The 16,912-nt window shown below is 70.1% G+C and carries 10 protein-coding genes and 3 pseudogenes; 9 read left to right on the top strand and 4 right to left on the bottom strand.

What is annotated here, in order from left to right; translation table 11 throughout:
* Window positions 1–550 precede the first annotated feature (550 nt).
* The 4 genes and pseudogenes from ACFVJQ_RS43975 to ACFVJQ_RS43960 form a co-directional block, all read right to left on the bottom strand.
* Window positions 551–943, bottom strand: a pseudogene (locus tag ACFVJQ_RS43975) (transposase); the annotation flags it as partial.
* Window positions 938–1,581, bottom strand: a pseudogene (locus ACFVJQ_RS43970) (RNA-guided endonuclease TnpB family protein); the annotation flags it as partial. The pseudogenes ACFVJQ_RS43975 and ACFVJQ_RS43970, both read right to left, overlap by 6 nt.
* Window positions 1,582–1,973: 392 nt before the next feature.
* Window positions 1,974–4,184, bottom strand: coding sequence for a glycoside hydrolase family 3 N-terminal domain-containing protein (locus ACFVJQ_RS43965; RefSeq protein WP_385791501.1), 2,211 nt, complete (start codon window positions 4,182–4,184; stop codon window positions 1,974–1,976).
* Between the two features lie 294 nt (window positions 4,185–4,478).
* Window positions 4,479–5,363 carry a LuxR C-terminal-related transcriptional regulator gene (locus ACFVJQ_RS43960; protein WP_385791499.1) on the bottom strand — a complete coding sequence of 295 codons (885 nt, stop codon included), beginning with the start codon at window positions 5,361–5,363 and terminating at the stop codon, window positions 4,479–4,481.
* Between the two features lie 133 nt (window positions 5,364–5,496).
* Between ACFVJQ_RS43960 and ACFVJQ_RS43955 the strand changes: the two genes are divergently transcribed.
* The 9 genes and pseudogenes from ACFVJQ_RS43955 (at window position 5,497) to ACFVJQ_RS43915 (ending at window position 16,459) form a co-directional block, all read left to right on the top strand.
* Window positions 5,497–7,131 carry an AMP-binding protein gene (locus ACFVJQ_RS43955; RefSeq protein WP_385515120.1) on the top strand — a complete coding sequence of 545 codons (1,635 nt, stop codon included), beginning with the start codon at window positions 5,497–5,499 and terminating at the stop codon, window positions 7,129–7,131.
* A 69-nt stretch (window positions 7,132–7,200) separates the two neighbouring features.
* Window positions 7,201–8,202: an alpha/beta hydrolase gene (locus ACFVJQ_RS43950; protein ID WP_385791497.1), complete on the top strand. Its 1,002-nt coding sequence runs from the start codon at window positions 7,201–7,203 to the stop codon at window positions 8,200–8,202.
* A gap of 196 nt (window positions 8,203–8,398) precedes the next feature.
* On the top strand, window positions 8,399–10,360 hold the full coding sequence (locus tag ACFVJQ_RS43945; RefSeq protein ID WP_385791496.1) for a CocE/NonD family hydrolase: 1,962 nt from the start codon (window positions 8,399–8,401) through the stop codon (window positions 10,358–10,360).
* 7 nt (window positions 10,361–10,367) lie between these two features.
* Entirely contained in the window at window positions 10,368–11,954 is a 1,587-nt protein-coding gene (locus ACFVJQ_RS43940) for an ABC transporter substrate-binding protein (RefSeq protein ID WP_385791494.1), read from the top strand.
* A 16-nt stretch (window positions 11,955–11,970) separates the two neighbouring features.
* On the top strand, window positions 11,971–12,912 hold the full coding sequence (locus tag ACFVJQ_RS43935; protein WP_385791492.1) for an ABC transporter permease: 942 nt from the start codon (window positions 11,971–11,973) through the stop codon (window positions 12,910–12,912).
* Window positions 12,909–14,135: pseudogene (locus ACFVJQ_RS43930) on the top strand (ABC transporter permease subunit); the annotation flags it as partial. The gene ACFVJQ_RS43935 and the pseudogene ACFVJQ_RS43930, both read left to right, overlap by 4 nt.
* Window positions 14,136–14,268: 133 nt before the next feature.
* The gene (locus tag ACFVJQ_RS43925; protein WP_385791490.1) at window positions 14,269–14,874 is read left to right on the top strand and encodes an oligopeptide/dipeptide ABC transporter ATP-binding protein; all 606 of its coding nucleotides are present in this window, start codon (window positions 14,269–14,271) and stop codon (window positions 14,872–14,874) included.
* Entirely contained in the window at window positions 14,846–15,616 is a 771-nt protein-coding gene (locus tag ACFVJQ_RS43920) for an ATP-binding cassette domain-containing protein (RefSeq protein ID WP_385791488.1), read from the top strand. The genes ACFVJQ_RS43925 and ACFVJQ_RS43920 overlap by 29 nt, the downstream gene beginning before the upstream one ends.
* A gap of 78 nt (window positions 15,617–15,694) precedes the next feature.
* Entirely contained in the window at window positions 15,695–16,459 is a 765-nt protein-coding gene (locus ACFVJQ_RS43915) for an SDR family NAD(P)-dependent oxidoreductase (RefSeq protein WP_385791486.1), read from the top strand.
* The last annotated feature ends 453 nt before the right edge of the window (window positions 16,460–16,912 follow it).

Below are 16,912 nucleotides of genomic sequence, written 5' to 3'. Positions count from 1 at the left end.
GACGACAGCCGCCTGATAGCCACACCCAGCACCCCTGGGCGACCCAACCCTACGAATGGCTCGATCAACCCGATCAAGACGGTAGAGCCGCCTGACTGCCAGCATCGTGCTGCGCCCATCTCGCAAGAGTGGCCTGCCCACTTCGGCCTTCGACCTGCTGCGCCCAGCGGCCCAGGACACCACGGCCTGGCCGTACCGGCGGCGCCGGGCGGCACTGGAGACACTGTTCTCTGAGCACCGGCTTACGGCACCGCGGGCGCTGCCCCCGTCGCCCACCGACCCGGACACGGCCGCGAATTGGCTGACGTGGACAACCGTCGGCCTGAAGGGACTGCTGTTCAAGCGGCTGGACAGCCCGTACCAGCCGTCGGTGCGCGAAGGACGGAAGACCAGGGCTTCCTTGGCGTCATCGACATACAGCTCTGCTGGGCCGAGCAGTACATCGTGGTTGCTGGTGAGACCCTGCCGACGTCCGAACAGCAGATACCCCTCGCGCAACGCCGCCGGCAGCTGAGAGGGCGTTTGAGGTGGGCAGATTGTCGTTTACGTCCTAGTGCGTTACTCGCCAGGTGGATGTCGTCTCGTCCGTTATGCGCTTGGCGAGGTTGTCGATCGAGGCGATGTGGATCAGGGCCTCAGAGCTGGCGGTGAGGGTTTCGCAGTCGCAGGCGAGGCGGCGGTGCATCATGATTCAACCGATACTCCGCTCCACTACCCAGCGTCTTTTCACGACCTGAAAGCCTCGGGTCTCCGGATTTCGGTTGACGACTTCGACGTCGATTCCGAGGGTGGCTCCGTGCTCGACGACGGCATTCTTGAAGCCGGTGTCGACCCAGCTCTTGGAGATGGTCGGGTACCTCTTCTTCGCTTGGTCGAGGAGGCGGATTCCCAGGGCGTTTTCCGACAGGCCGGCGGCAGTGACGGTCGCGGCGAGGATGAGGCCGCGTCCGGCCATGATCTCGCCGTCACCGGTGGTGGCGATGTTCACGACGCCCAGGTCGATGCCCAGGAAGCCCACCGGTTCCGTGTTCAGCGCTGCTTCGGGTACTTCGCAGGTGGCGTTCAAGAACCACATGCCGTCCCGGTACACGAGGTCGGACTCGCCCCGGCGGTACAGAGTCAGGGTGGTCAGCTGCTCGGGGGCGGCGGTGAACGCCACGTCCTTGACCCGGCCCTGCACGGTCCAGATGGAGACCCGGCGTGCGGCGGTCTGCCAGGACAGCATCCGGCCGTCGTAGGGCTGCGCGCCCTCCGGCCGGAAGGCGATGGGCTTCCCGGCCGCCTTCCGGTGCCGCTTGGAGCCCGGCGCGCCCAGGTTCCCGGCCTTCAGGTTGGCCTTCAGCGTCGCGTAGGCGTCACAGGTCTTCTTGATCACATGCTGGGCGGCCTGCGCACCCAGCCCCCACCTGGTCTTGATCTCGTCGTAGGTGAGCCGGCGTAGCGCGAAGTTCCTCTTCACATCTTTTCGAAGGCCACCTCGCCGGCCCAGGTCGCGGCCTCGTTGCAGGCGCGCAGGGTCGCCTCAAGTGCCGCCGCCTGCACGGGCGTCGGCAGCGGCTTCACCTGCACCACCAGCTTCACGCCCGCGACGCTACCCGACGCCTTCAGGCCTTGCATTCGAACACAGAAATCCTCTCCGGCCGCCTGCTGGACCATCCCGGCGCTCCGCGCCAGACACCGCCGCGGTGCTCCGCACCGCCCACCCGGGATGCGATTCCTCCCGGGCGTAAACGCCCGGGGTTCCTCGCAAGAATCCGCTGAATTCCCGGCGACCCCGGGGACGCCCCCGTTTCGCATGGCGTGCCGAAACGAATTCTTGTCTCAGCCTCACCAGGTCCGCCTCCCGCCCCGCGCGGTGGGGGGCGGACCCGGGAAGGATGAGGGCGCCCCGCGGCCTTCAGCCGCGTCGGGCTCCTTGCACCGGTGTGATGATCTAGCAGTCCGTTCACGTTGGACGCCCTCATGGGGCAGGGCTACTTGATGGTCAGCGTGCGCATCGGAACCTCGGCCTGTGAACTGTTGGCCACGTAGACATGGATGTCTCCCTGTTCGATGACGAACTCGCCCTCCGGGGCATTCGTCCAGAAGCCGATGTCCTCTGCGCCGAGAGTGAATCGCACCGTGGTGCTCTGCCCGGCGGCGAGGCTGACGCGTTGGAAGCCGCGCAGGCGGCGTACGGGCTGGACGAGGCTCGCGACCGGATCGTGGACGTACAGCTGGACGACCTCGTCGCCGTCCCGGTCGCCGGTGTTGCGCACGGTCACCGAGACCTCGACCGTGGCTCCGTCAAGGAGCTCCCCGGCGGAGAGAGTGAAGGTGGTCAGAGTCGGCTCGCCGAATGCGAACGTGGTGTAGCTGAGGCCGTGACCGAAGGGGAACTCGGGGCCATGGTCCAGGTCCAGGTAGCGCGCACCGTATCGGGGGTCCTGGTGGTCGGGGCCGCAAGGGCGGCCGGTGTTCTCATGGTTGTAGTGGATGGGGACCTGGCCGGTGGTGCGGGGGAAGGACGCCGGGAGTTTTCCACCGGGATTGACGGCGCCGAAGAGCACGTCGGCGATGGCGTGACCGGCTTCGAGGCCGGGATGCCAGGCGACCAGAACGGCCGGGGCGGACGCGAGCCAGGGGCCCAGTGCGAGCGGTCGGCCGCAGGTCAGCACCACCACGAAAGGACGGCCGGTGCGGGCGATGGCTTCGATGAGCTCGCCTTGCTCGCCGGGCAGGCCGATGTCGCTGCGTGAGCCGCCCTCGCCGCTCAGGCCCGCGGGCTCGCCCACGACGATCACTGTCACATCGGAGGCCTCGGCTGCGGCGACGGCCTCCGCGATCCCGGGGGTGGCTTCTCCCCCTCCCTCGGACTCAACGCCCTTTGCATACCCGATCTTTGCTCCTGGTACCGCCAGCCTGATGCCCTCTGTGACGGTGACGGCGGGGAACGCGTCGGCGCCGGGGCCTGCCCACGCGCCGTGCAGGTCTGTCGAGTCGGCGAACGGCCCGACGACCGCGATCGAGGTGATGTCCGGCGAGAGGGGGAGCAACCGGTCGCGGGAGACGCTCCGGCTGTCGTTCTTGAGCAGCACCATGGAGCGGGCCGCTGCCTCACGCGCCGACCGACGGGTTTCTGCGGAGGGAGCGCTGATCTCCGCCCGCTCGTCCGTGTATGGGTGCTCGAAGAGGCCCAGCCGGAACTTCAGGCGCAGGATCCGGGCGACCGCGTCGTCGAGTCGTTCAGCGCTGATGTGGCCGTTCGCCAGGAGTTCCTCACCGCGATCGGCGATGCAGGTGCTGACCATCTCCATGTCAATGCCTGCGTTCAGAGCGAGGCGGGCGGCGTCTGCGGGGTCGGCGGCGAAGCCGTGGGGAATCAGTTCCGCGACGCCCGCCCAGTCGCTCACCACCACTCCGTCGAAGTCCCAGTCCCGCTTCAGGATGTCGGTGAGCGCGTGCGCGTTGGCGTGGGCCGGGATTCCGCTGAGGGTGTTGAACGCGGCCATGACCGTGGCGACGCCGGCGTCGACGGCCGCTCGGAACGGCGGGAGGTGCAGTGCCCTGAGCCGGGATTCGGAGACGTCCACGGTGTTGTACTCGCGTCCGCCTTCGACGGCTCCATAGGCGACGAAGTGCTTGGCGCAGGCAGCCATACGGTCCGACGCGATCGGCCCGCCGCCTTCACCCTCGTAACCGCGGACCTTGGCGGCCGCAAACGCCGCAGTGAGATATGGATCCTCACCACTGCTCTCGGAGACCCGCCCCCAGCGCGGCTCGCGCGTGACATCCATCATCGGGGAGAACGCCCAGTGGACGCCGTTGGACCGGGCCTCCCGCGCCGAGACCTCGGCGTCCAGCCTGGCGATGTCCGGGTCGAAACTCGCCGCCTGGGCGAGCGAGATGGGGAAGGTGGTCCAGAATCCGTGGATGACGTCCAGGCCGAACACCAGCGGAATGCCCAGCCGGGACTCCTCGACGGCGATCCGCTGGAGGTCGTTCGTCCGCCGGGCACCGTGGAGGTTGAGTACGGAGCCGAGCCGGCCCTCACGGGCCGCGCTCTCGATCAGGCGAGCCTGCCCCTCCCCCGGGCCGGTGTCTCCGGTCCATGCGAGTTGCTGTAGCTGACCGAGTTTCTCCTCGAGTGTCATTCGGGCGAGCAGAGCGTTGATCTCGGACTCGTACGGCACAGGGCGGTCCATGGCGTCGTCTCCTCAGGTCGGTGCCCGGCCGGTGCACGCACGCCCCCGCGGCATGGCGCGGCATGGCATGGCGGAGTGAGCACGGCGACCGTGGTGGTTCGCGGGCAGGGGGAAGTCGGCGCTGTGCGCCGGGAGATGAGCGGCAGACCGGCGTCCTGACACGGCGGTTCCACTGGGCCGGTGACGATAGTGCAAGGGTGCGGTGTGACGCCAACCCGGTACTGGACGGTGTGACCCCAACCGGCCACCCGTGTGGTGCGGCCCTCAACCCGGCCGTGAAGCGGACGCGTCGGGTCAGGGCAGCAGCCCGCGGCGGCGGGCCGCGACCACCGCTTCCAGTCGGGAGCGGGCGTGGAGTTTGCGCGTCGCGCTGCGCAGATAGCTCTTCACCGTCTCCACCGTGATCCCGAGATCGACCGCTACCTGCGGATTCGTCCAGCCCAGGGCGACACAGGCAAGTACGTCCAGCTCGCGGGCCGACAGCGTGGGTTCGGGGCGTGCCACGCCCGCGCCCTTGTCACGCCGGGTGCCCAGGCCTGCCGTGGACAGCTTGTCGCAGACCGCCTCGATGCGCTCCCGCAGCGCCGGGTCGTCGGTGTCCTTGGCCAGGATCCGCAGCTCCGCGTAGGCCTCGCGAACCTGCTCCCGTCCCGACCCGGCCGGCTCGGCGGCGGCCCCCTTCGGCTGCGGCGTCTGCTCGGTGAGCCACTGCAGGCGGCGCTCGAGTTCGTCTCGTACGGCGAGGTCCTGCTCCAGCTCCCTGGCCGTCTCCACGACCGACTGGATGACCCGGTCACCCAGCGGCGACGCGCTGCGCACGGCACCGTACAGGACACCTCGCATGCTGCGCCGCACCACCACGGGAACGGCGACAAGGCCGCGCAGGCTCTCGGCCTTGATGATGTGGTCGTAGTCGTGGCTGATGCCCGGCGAGCCCACGTAGTCGTTCACCAGCTGGGGGCGACGCAGGGTCACCACCTTGCCGCCGAGTCCGCGGCCCGGATCGAGGACGGCTCCGCGCAGGGCACCCGTGATGGCGCCCACGAACTGCGTGAGCTGCAGCTGCATGCCGCTGTTGACCGCTCCGCCGAAGGTGAGGGGCAGGTCCGTCGCATCGCGCAGCCGGGCCAGCGTGCGCTGGATCCGTGTCTGGTCGTCTGCTGCCACAGAGCGGTTCACGCCGCCTCCTGGTCATGGGCCGAGAACGGCCGGGGCGCTCCCCTCAGTCGGGGGTACCTCACCCGGCCACCGCGCCGGAAACATCTGGTTAACAGTCGGGGCATCAAGGTGCCCCATGGATCCGGGAGCCGCAATGACTTTGCCACACGAACGGATCGCGGAGCACCTGGCTGCGGTCACCGGGCCGGACGTCAGCGCCGCCGAGCTGCTGTGCGACCGCCATCCGCCGCACTCCGTGGCCCTCACCGTGGTCGAGCCCGACCTCACCACCCACGAGCTGACGTACGGCGAGCTGCACGACCGCTCGGCCCGGCTCGCGACCGCGCTGGCCGAGCTGGGGGTCGGGGCAGGCGACCGGGTGGCCACGCTGATGGCCAAGTCGGCCGAACTGGTCGTCGCGGCCTTGGCGATCTGGCGTCTCGGAGCCGTGCAAGTGCCCCTCTTCACCGCTTTCGCCCGGCCGGCGATCGCACAACGGGTCACCGGCAACAACACCAAAGCCGTGATCTGCGAGCCGTCCCAGCGGGCCAAACTCGCGCCCGGCGACGGCATTCCCGCCGACCCGGGCTGGCGCGTCATCACCACCGGAGCCCCTGGCTCCGCTGGGACCGCCTCCGAAGACGATCTCGCCTTCCACGACCTCCTCACGGCGGACCCCCTGCCCGAACCCGTGACCGTCGGCGGCGACGGCGTCTTCATCGAGCTGTTCACATCGGGCACGACCGGCACCCCGAAGCCCGTGCCCATCCCGCTGCGGGCGGTCGCGGCGATGCGGATGTACCAGGAGTACGGCCTGGACCACCGGCCGGACGACGTGTTCTGGAACGCCGCCGACCCCGGCTGGGCGTACGGCCTGTACTACGCGGTGATCGGCCCGCTGGCCCTGGGCCGGGGCACGCTGCTGCTGCACGGCCCGTTCTCGCCGTCGCTGACCTGGTCCGTCCTCGCGAAGTTCGGCGTCACCAACTTCACCGCGGGACCCACGGTGTACCGGGCCCTGCGTGCTGACGAGTCACCGGTGCCCGACGGTCTCGCGCTGCAACGCTGCTCATCGGCCGGCGAGCCGCTCGGCGCGGACGTCGTCGCCTGGGCCGAACAGACCCTGGGCGTGCCCGTACGCGACCACTACGGACAGACCGAGCTCGGAATGGCCGTGGCCAACGCCTGGCACCCCGATGTGGCGACGCCGCTGCGGCCCGGCTCCATGGGACATGCGCTGCCCGGCTGGCGCCTCGAGGTGCTGCGGACGGACGCTGACGAGCCGGCGCCGCGCGGTGAGACCGGCCGGCTCGCGGTCGATCTGGCGCACAGCCCCCTGATGTGGTTCACCGGCTACCGCGACGCCCCCGCGCGTACCGCGGAGCGCTTCACCGCGGACGGGCGCTGGTATCTCACCGGCGACAGCGCCGCGCAGGACGGCGACGGCTACATCACCTTCGCCTCCCGCGACGACGACGTGATCCTGATGGCCGGCTACCGCATCGGACCCTACGAGGTGGAGAGCACGCTCGAGCGGCATGCGGCCGTGGCCGAGGCCGCCGTGGTCGGCGCACCGGACGAGCTGCGCGGCGAGATCGTGGTCGCCCATGTCGTACTGCGCCCCGGCGCCGCAGCCGGTGAGGCCCTGGCCGCCGAGCTCAAGCAGCACGTGAAGACGCACCTCGCGGCGCATGTGTACCCGCGCGAGATCCGCTTCGTGGCGGACCTGCCCAGGACACCCAGCGGCAAGCTCCAGCGCTATCTGCTCCGCGGGCACCGCGGCAACTGACCTGCGCCCGGCCCATCCCCGAAACCCTCATCCCCGCCCATTGATCCCTGACTGTCCCAGGAGGCAACGATGCCCCGAATAGACAGGCGCACGTTTCTCGCAGGCGCCGCGGCAGCCGCCTCGACTGCCGCACTGTGGCCCACGACGGCGACTGCCGGGGCCCGCTCGTTCGGCGAGGCGCGGGTCGTGGCGGAGACGTACGTCGACGCCAGAACCCTGGACCTGACCATCGACTCCCCCGCGCTCGCCGACCCGGCCGCGAAGGTGCGGCTGCTGCTGCCGCCCGGCTGGACGCCGAACCCCGCCCGCCGCTGGCCGGTGCTGTATCTGCTGCACGGCGCGGGCGACGACTACTCCTCGTGGACCCGCTCCACCGACGTCGCGGCCCTCACGCAGGACACCGGGGTCCTGGTGGTCATGCCGACGGGCGGCCGCGCCGGTTTCTACTCGGACTGGTGGAACCACGGGTTCGGCGGCGCCCCTGCCTGGGAGACGTTCCACCTCGTGGAGCTGCTGCGCATCCTGGAAGGCGGGTACGGCGCCGGGTCCAGCCGTGTCATCGCCGGTCTGTCGATGGGCGGATTCGGCGCCATGTCGTACGCGGCGCGCCATCCCGGCATGTTCCGCGCGGCGGCGGCCTACAGCGGCGTCGTCCACACCACGTACACCGGGCCGCACGAGCCGAGCCCCTTCGACGGTCCCGCCCTCGTGCGCGGCACGCTCCAGGTGGAGGGCTTCGACCCGGATGCGCTGTGGGGCGACCCGGCCATCGACCCGGGACGGTGGGCGGCGCACTGCCCGTACGACCTCGCGTACCTGCTGAAGGACATCCCGCTCTACCTCTCCAGCGGCAACGGGCAGCCGGGTCCCTTCGAGCCGCCGGGCACACCGGCCGACCCCAACATCGAGCCCCTGATCGAGATCATGAACAAGGCGTTCGTCGACCGGCTGCGCCGGCTCGGTGCGAACGTCACCGCCAACCTCTACGGCGCCGGTATCCACAACTGGCCTTACTGGGAGCGCGAGTTGCACGCATCCTTCCCCCTGCTCATGAACGCGGCCGGCGTCTGACCCACTGCGGCGTCCCACTCCCGCGTCCGACCCACTGCCGCGTCCGGCCTGACACAGACGCGGCCGTGAAGAGGCGGGTTCCGCGGGCCCGGCCTGACACGGGCCCGCGGAACCCCCTCGGTGACCGACCGGCCCGCCCTGCCCCTCCACCACGCACCGAACTCGCAGGACAACTGTCCTGCGGTGAAAGGCAACCATGAACGCATCCGCGCCTTCTGCCGACGGCTCCGGCCGTCGCCATGAGGTGGCCGTCTACCGCGACGTGCGCATTCCCACGTCCGGACCGGGGGTCACTCTCTCCGGCGACCTGTTCCTGCCCGAGGGCGCCGGCCCCGCCCCGCTGCTGCTCACGCTTCTGCCGTACCGCCGCGATGTCACCGCCCTGTCCGGCTCCGCTGCCTTCCGCTGGTTCGCTTCCCGCGGCTACCCCTCGCTCCTGGTCGACCTGCTCGGCCTCGGGTCCTCGGACGGTGTACGGCGACCGCCGTTCCACCCCGATGAGGCGGATGACGCGCTCGCCGCCATCGACTGGGCCCTGCGACAGCCCTGGTGCGACGGCACGGTCGGCATGTGGGGCGGCTCCTACGGCGGGATGACGACCATGCGCGCAGCGGCCCGCAGGCCCTCCGCGCTCCGCGCGATCGTCATGCTGGAGAGCACAGCCGACCCCGGACGCGACTTCGTCCATCCCGGTGGCGCCCGGGGTGCGCTCGGGCCGCTCGGACTCTGGTCGATGACCATGCTGCTGGGTCAGCTGCTGCCTCCGCTCGACGACTACGCCGACCTGACCGAGCAGTCGCGCTGGCGCTCCCGGATGCGCTCGAAGCCGCATCTGCTGGACCTCTTCCGCCCCGGCCCCGACGACCCGGTGTGGCTGGAGGGCCGTATCGACGCCTCGGCCATCGAGGTGCCCGCGCTGTGCTTCGCGGGCTGGCGGGACCTGTTCTGCGAGGGGACGCTGCGGGCGTACGAGGAGATGTCCGGGCCCAAGCGGCTGATCGCCGGTCCCTGGCTGCACACCATGCCGAACGAATCGCCCCACGTCGCCGTCGACTTCCTCGAGCTGGCGCTGGCGTGGTGGGACCGGTGGCTGCGCGACGAGCCGAACGGTGTGGACAAGGCTCCGCGGGTCAGCGTCCATGTCCAGGGCGGCAGGCCACACTGGCTCGGACTGCAGGAATGGCCTGCGGACGCGGCCTCTCGGCCGGCAAGCCTCGCGGACTGGGAGCGTACGGAGCCTCACGCGCCCGATGCCGAGCCGAACACCCCCGACCCTGCGACCGGCGTACTCAGTGGTCTGTGGGCCGTGCCGTCCGGGCCGTTCGGACTGCCGCTCGACCAGCACGACGACGACACGCGCAGCCTGTGTCTGACCTCGCTGCCCCTGGCGGAGCCGCTGCTGCTCTGTGGCCGGCCCAGGGTCACCGTGGCACGAGCCTGGTCACGGATGTCGGTGAAGCTGACGGACGTCGACCCGCACGGTCGCTCCACCCTCATCTGCGCCGGCCTCGAAGCCCGCGTACAGCAGGACGGCACGATCGAGATCACGCTCAACCCGACGGCGTACGAGCTGCCTGCGGGCCACCGGCTGCGCATTGCCGTCGCTCCCGGCGACTTCCCGCGCGTCTGGCCGGAGCACCCGGGTGGTGACGGGCTGCCCGAGGTGACAGGGCTCGTGCTTCCGGTACTGCCCGACGACGCGAACCCCGAAGAAGGGCTCGACTATCCGGCCCCGGACCCGAACTCCCTGCTGGCCGTGCGGTCCGAACCCCCGGCCGCAACCAGCGCGACCCCCACACCGCCCGTCTGGGAGATCGCCAACGACCTGCTGGGGAACACCGTTTCGGTACGCATCGCGCTCAGCGACGACGGTGCGGCCGTGCGGCACAGCCACGGCCGCGGCCACCGCATCCGGGGCAGGCAGGAGGTCACCGCCACCGCCCACCGGGCACAGCCGGAGGCGGCCACCGTCACCGTCAGCGCTGCCGGTGACGTGCGGACCGAAACGGGTCAGCACGTCGCCGTCGAAGCCGAGATCACAGCCGCCGCCACCGGCGTACGCGCCACCGGTCGCATCACGCTCGACGGCAGCCTCCTGCTCGACCAGCAGTGGCGCGCCGAACTCCCCCTGACCGAAGCCTCGTCACGACAGGACTGACACAGACATGACTGACATGATGCTCGCGCCGGAACACCCTGGCGTCTCACGGTCCGGCGTCTCACGGCGACAGTTCACCGCTACGAGCGCCGCGACCGCCGCTCTGCTCGCGTCCGGTTTCACCATCACGGCGTGCGGCGGCTCCTCCGGTTCGGCGACCGCGAAGCGGGCCTTGCGGATCGGCCAGTTCTGGCCGCCGGTCAGCCTCGACCCCGCCAAGGCGGGCGGGGAGTCGCTGTTCTACATCAACCCGGCCTACGACCCGCTGATCCACCGTGCCGCCGACGGCAGCCTCCAACCGCGCCTCGCGACCTCCTGGCGGTACCTCGGGAAAGGCAACACCGCCTTCGAGATCAGGCTCCGGGAGCGTGTGACCTTCAGCGACGGCGCCCCGCTGAACGCCGAGGCGGTCAAGCGGAACATCGAGTACTTCCAGAAGGCGGCCGGTCAGGCAGCGGCGTTCCTCGCTCCCATCACCAAAGTGAAGGCACTCGACGAGCTCACCGTCCATCTCGAACTCGCGCAGCCCCACCCCCAGCTCCCCGCCCTCTTCAGCCAGGACTACTTCGCCGGGAGCCTGATCAGTCCCAAGGCGCTCGCCGATCCGGGCACGCTCGCCAAGCAGACCTTCGGCGCGGGCCCGTACAAGCTGGCGCCCGGCGAGACCGTGGCGGGCGATCACTACACCTACGTCCCCAACCCGGAGTACTGGAACGCGAAGGACCGCCACTACGACAAGATCGTCATCAAGGTCCTGCCCAACGAGAACACCGCTCTGGCCGCCCTCAAGACCGGCCAGGTGGATGTCATCTCCGGCAGCTACGCGATCGCGGGAGGCGCGGCGAACGCCGGGCTGCGGATCGCGTCCAGCCCGAACATCGTCATGGGCATCCAGCTCAACGACCGTGCCGGAAAGCTGAGTCGGCCACTGGGCGACGTGCGGATACGGCAGGCCATGAACTACGCCGTGGACCGCAAGAAGATCACCAAGGCACTGCTCGGCGAGTACGGCGTACCGACCGACCAGCCCGCCGTGCCGGGACAGGACGGCCACAACGACAGGGAGTTCTACCCGTACGACCCGCAGAAGGCCAAGGAGTTGCTGGCCGAGGCGGGGCACGCCGACGGGTTCACGCTGCCGGTGGTGATCCCGTCGACCCCCGCTTTCCCCGGTGAGATCGCCCAGGCGATCGCAGCCGATCTGGAGAAGGTGGGCGTCACGCTGAAGATCTCCGCCAAGGAGGCGGCCAGCGCGGCTCAGGAGATCACCAAGTTCCCTGCCTCCACGATGGGTTGGGGTGCTCTGCCGGTGTACTTCATGGGGCGAGGGCTGTGGCTGCGGGACGCCGTCGGCATGAACCCCTTCCGCAGCTCCGATCCCGAGGTGGAGAAGCTCGACCGGCAGGCCGCGGCGGCGGACGAGAAGACGCGCGCGGGGCTCGACAGGGACATCGTCCGTCGCGTGGTGGAGCAGGCCTGGTTCCTGCCGGTCTGCCTGAGCCCGGTGTTCCTCTTCTACCGCGACAGCGTGCGGATCGAGGCGCCACAGGGCAAGCCGTTCCCGAGCGTCGTCGACTGGCAGCCTGCGAAGTGACCGGAGGCATGACACCATGCTGCGGCTGATCGCACGCCGACTGCTGATCTCGGTCGTCCTGGTCCTGGTGGTCTCGCTGCTGACGTTCCTGCTGCAGGCAGCGGCGCCGGGCGACACGGCGCGGACGATTCTGGGCGACCACTACAGCCCTGAGGCACACCAACAGCTGCGACACCAACTGCGGCTCGACGAGCCGGTATTGGCGCAGTACGCGCACTGGCTCGGCAAGGCCCTGCGCGGCGAACTGGGCTCCTCGCCCGTCAGCGGGCTGGACGTCGCAGGGGAGATCGCGGGCCGGCTCCCGGTGACGCTCTCGCTCATCCTGTGCACCACAGCGGCCACGGCCCTCCTCGGTGTGGCACTCGGAGTGCTGAGCGCGGTGCGCGGCGGGCGCACCGGCCGCGCCGTCGACGTGGTGTCGCTCATCGGGTACGCCGTGCCCAACTTCTGGCTCGCGCTGGTCCTCGTCGCCCTGCTGGCCGTGGCCGTCCCGCTGTTCCCCGCGACCGGGTACGTGCCGTTGGGCGACTCCCCCGGCGAGTGGGCGCGCAGTCTCGTCCTGCCCGTGGTCACCCTGGCGCTGCCCGGCATCGCCGTGTTCGCGAAGCAGACACGGGACGCGATGCTCGAGACGCTGTCCCGCGATTTCGTCACCACGCTGCGCGCGAACGGGGCTTCGGAGGCCTCGATCGTGTTCCGGCACGCGCTGCGCAATGCCGCGATCCCCGTGGTGACGCTGGTCGGCCTCACGTTCATCGGGCTGCTCAGCGGCACGGTCTTCGTCGAAGCCGTATTCGCCATGCCGGGCCTGGGCGGGCTGGCCGTTCAGGCCACAACTCAGCACGACATCCCCATGATCCAGGGCGTGGTCGTCGTCTTCACGCTGGTCGTCGTCGCCGTGAACCTCGCGGTCGATGTCGCCTACGGCCGGCTCAATCCCAAGGTGCGTGTCCCATGACCGAACCGACCCCCGTAGTCCGTCACCCCCGATCGGTGCTGCGGGGAGTCCTGCGGCGCCCGGCCGCCTGCGTCTGCCTGGGGTACCTGGCGCTGCTGGTCCTCACCTCACTCCTGGCCCCGTGGCTCGCGCCGTACAGCCCGACCGCCACCGATCTGGACCATGTCCTGTCCGGTCCGTCGGGGGCCCATCCACTCGGGACCGACAACCTGGGTCGCGACGTGCTGAGCCGGCTCATGCACGGCGGCCGGGTGAGCCTCACCGATGCCGCGGTGGCCGTCCTCACCGTGCTGTTCGTGGGCGTCGGCTGCGGTGTCACGGCCGGCTTCCTCGGCGGCTGGTTCGACCGGGTCTTCACCTGGGCCGTGGACGTCATGCTCGCAATCCCCGTCCTGGTCACCCTGCTCGTCGTCCTCGCCGTCATCGGCGACCACCAGGCGTTGGCGATGGCGGTCCTCGGTGTGCTGGTGGCACCTGGTCTCGCCCGGGTGGTACGGGGTGCTGCCCTCGCCGTACGGAAGGAGCTGTACGTCGCTGCCGCGCGTGTCAGTGGGCTCGCTGGGCGGCACATCCTCCTGCGCCATGTGCTGCCGCGTGTCACAGGGCCGGTCATCGTCCAGATCTCGCTGTTCGCGGGTGGTGCCCTGATGATCGACGCGGGTCTGAGCTATCTGGGTTTCGGCGCCCAGCCGCCCACCCCGACCTGGGGCAACATGATCGCCGATGCGGCCGCCGTCACCGACCGGCAGGCCTGGCTCCTCGTACCGCCCGGTCTCGTCCTGGGGCTGGCGATCCTGGCGTGCGGGCTGCTGGGGGATGCTGTGCGTGACGCCACGGCGGACCGGGCCACCTCGGCCTCGGCCTCGCCGCCCCGCGGACGCTCCACCCGGCGAGGCTCCTCCCGGCCGCCGCGCTCCTCCGGGCAACCTGTGCAGGTCCCCCGCACGTCCCCCGCCTCCTCCCTGCTCTCTCTCCGGGGCGTCTCGATCGGGCTGTCCGGCCCGCACGGCATGACCACCGTCGTCGAAGACCTCGACCTCGACATCCGGTCCGGCGAAACAGTGGGCCTGGTCGGCGAGTCGGGCTGCGGCAAGTCCGTCACCGGGCGCGCGATCCTCGGGCTGCTCCCCGGCCTCGGGGAAGTCACCCGGGGCAGCATCGTCTTCGACGGCGTGGAACTGGCCGGTGGGGATCCACGGACGGTACGCGCCCTTCGCGGGGCGAAGATCGCGCTGATCTCGCAGACGCCCCTCGCGTCCCTGGATCCCATGTTCCCCGTCGGCAGGCAGATCGAGGAGCTGGTGCGGCGGCACCCGCAAGGCCGCCCGCGCACGTGCCATCGAACTGCTGCGCGAGGTGAACCTCCCGGAGCCGGAACGGATCGCCGGGCGCTACGCACACGAGCTGTCGGGCGGAATGGCGCAGCGCGTCGCCATCGCGATGGCCCTGGGCGGAGAGCCGGAACTGCTCATCGCCGACGAGCCCACCACCGCACTCGACGCCACCGTGCAGGCCGAAGTCCTGGACCTGCTCGGGCGGTTGCAGCGGGAGCACGGCATGGCGATCCTGCTCATCAGCCACGCCTGGAAGGTCATCGCCAGGATGTGCCGCCGGACCTACGTCATGTACGCCGGCCATATCGTCGAGTCGGCGGCCGCAACCGACATGTTCGAGCGGCCCCTTCACCCGTACACGGCCGGGCTGTTGGCCTCCACACCCAGCCGCGCCACTCCCCGCGAGCCGCTGCCGACCATCCCGGGGACGGTCCCCGCCCCCTCCGCCTGGCCGCACGGCTGCCATTTCGCTCCCCGCTGCGAACTCGCCACCACCGACTGCGAAGCCGCGCCGATCCCCCTCCTCGAACCGACCGCCGACCGCTACACCCGATGCCTCCGGCACACGGAACTCAGCACACTCACCAATGGAGGCGACCGTGACCGAACGACTTCTGGACGTCCATGACCTGCGGGTTCTCTACCGAGAGCGCGGCCGGCGCCGGGGCCTGGCAAAGCCCGCCGTCGACGGCGTCACCCTCCACCTCTCACGGGGCGAAACGCTCGGCCTGCTGGGCGAGTCGGGCTCCGGCAAGTCGACGATCGGCAACGCCATCCTGGGCCTGGTGCACCCCACCGCCGGACGCATCCTCTTCCACGGCGAGGACATCACCCAGGCGCCACCGGCACGACGCCGTCAACTCGCCCAGCACATCCAGGTGGTGTTCCAGGACCCCTACGGTTCGCTGAACCCCTCACGCACCATCGGCCAGACCCTGACGGAGCCACTGCACGTCACACGACGGCTCACCCGGAGCGAGGCCGCGGCCCGTGTCACGGACACCCTGACGCGCGTCGGCCTGACCGGGGACGCCGCCGACCGCTACCCCGGCGCCTTCTCGGGCGGACAGCGCCAGCGCATCGCCATCGCCCGCGCCCTGATCCTCGAACCGGACCTGATCGTCTGCGACGAGCCGACCAGCGCCCTGGACCTCTCCGTACAGGCCCACATCCTGAACCTGCTCCTGGAACTCCAACAGACCCTGGGAATCGCGTACTTGTTCATCTCGCACGACCTCGACGTGATCCGCCATATGTCGCACCGCGCGGCCGTGCTGCGCAGAGGGGCTCTCGTCGAGGAGGGGCCGATCGACCAGATCACGGACTACCCCGCGAATCCGTACACGCGCGCCCTCCTGGCGGCGGCGTAGGACGGCTGCGTAGCCGACGGCCCCTGCCGCCTTTCCCGCCCTACCCCATGTCACCAACCCAGCAATGAGGAGCACCCGTTGAACATCTCAGGGAATGTCGCGCTGATCACCGGAGGCGGTTCCGGCCTGGGGCTGGCGACCGCGCGCCGCCTGGTCAAGGCCGGCGGGAAGGTGATGCTGGTCGATCTGGACACCTCACACGGAGCACACGCCGCCGAGGAACTGGGCGATCAGGCGCTCTTCGTCGCGGCGGACGCCACCAGCCCGGAGCAGATGACGGGCGCCCTGGACGCCGCCGAAACGCTGGGGCCCCTGCGCATGGCCGTCACCTGCGCCGGAATCCTCCGGGCGTTCCGTATGGTCAGCCAGACCAGGGCCACCACCCAACTTGCCGATTTTCGACGCGTAGTCGAGGTGAACCTGATCGGAACGTTCAACGTGGTCCAGCTCGCCGCCGAACGGATCGCCGCGCAGCAGCCGGTCGACGGCGAACGCGGCGTCGTGGTCACGACCGCTTCGGTGGCCGCTTTCGACGGGCAGATCGGCCAGGCCGCGTACGCCGCTTCCAAGGCGGGTGTCGCCGGAATGACCCTGCCCGTGGCACGGGACTTGGCGGAGAACCTGATCCGCGTGGTGAGCATCGCACCGGGCCTGTTCGAGACTCCCATGCTCGTCGGCCTGCCCGACAAGGCGCGAGCCGCGCTCGGCGCCCAGGTCCCGCACCCGGCGCGGCTCGGTCATCCGGACGAGTACGCCGCACTCGTCGAGCACATCGTGGCCAATTCCATGCTCAACGGGGACACCATCCGCCTGGACGGCGCCATCCGCATGGCTCCCCGCTGAGCCGAGCCCTTCTGAACCACTGCCAGTTGTCAGACTTCTGCACACGTTCACACTCGACGCCCACGTAGAGATCAAGAAGTGACAAGGCGCTCGCAACCTCGTCGTCCGCAAACGTGGCGCTACAGAGCTGACGTGTTGCAGATGACACGGCCATGGCTGCCATCCTGCCCGTCACGGGTGGCACCGGTAACGAGGAAGGACCTGGTCACCATCGCCCGCTGAGCACGACTCCAGCCCGTCACCACGGGGGGAAGTGACCGGCCAGAACCACCCCCTACGGTGCCACACGCGCAACGCGACGGCGGCCACGGCGTCCCCGGGCATGGCTACCACACCCGGAACGCTGGAAAGCCTTCAAGGGGTCGGGTGGCCCGGGGGAATCGCACCCCCGGGCTCCCACAGAACGGAGCGTGACAATCTCTCGTCACTCCGCTCTTGCCATCCTGTTCACCA

The organism is Streptomyces sp. NPDC127197, from assembly GCF_042672405.1.
Lineage (GTDB): Bacteria > Actinomycetota > Actinomycetes > Streptomycetales > Streptomycetaceae > Streptomyces > Streptomyces flavusporus.
This window is presented reverse-complemented; position numbering and strand designations above follow the sequence as displayed.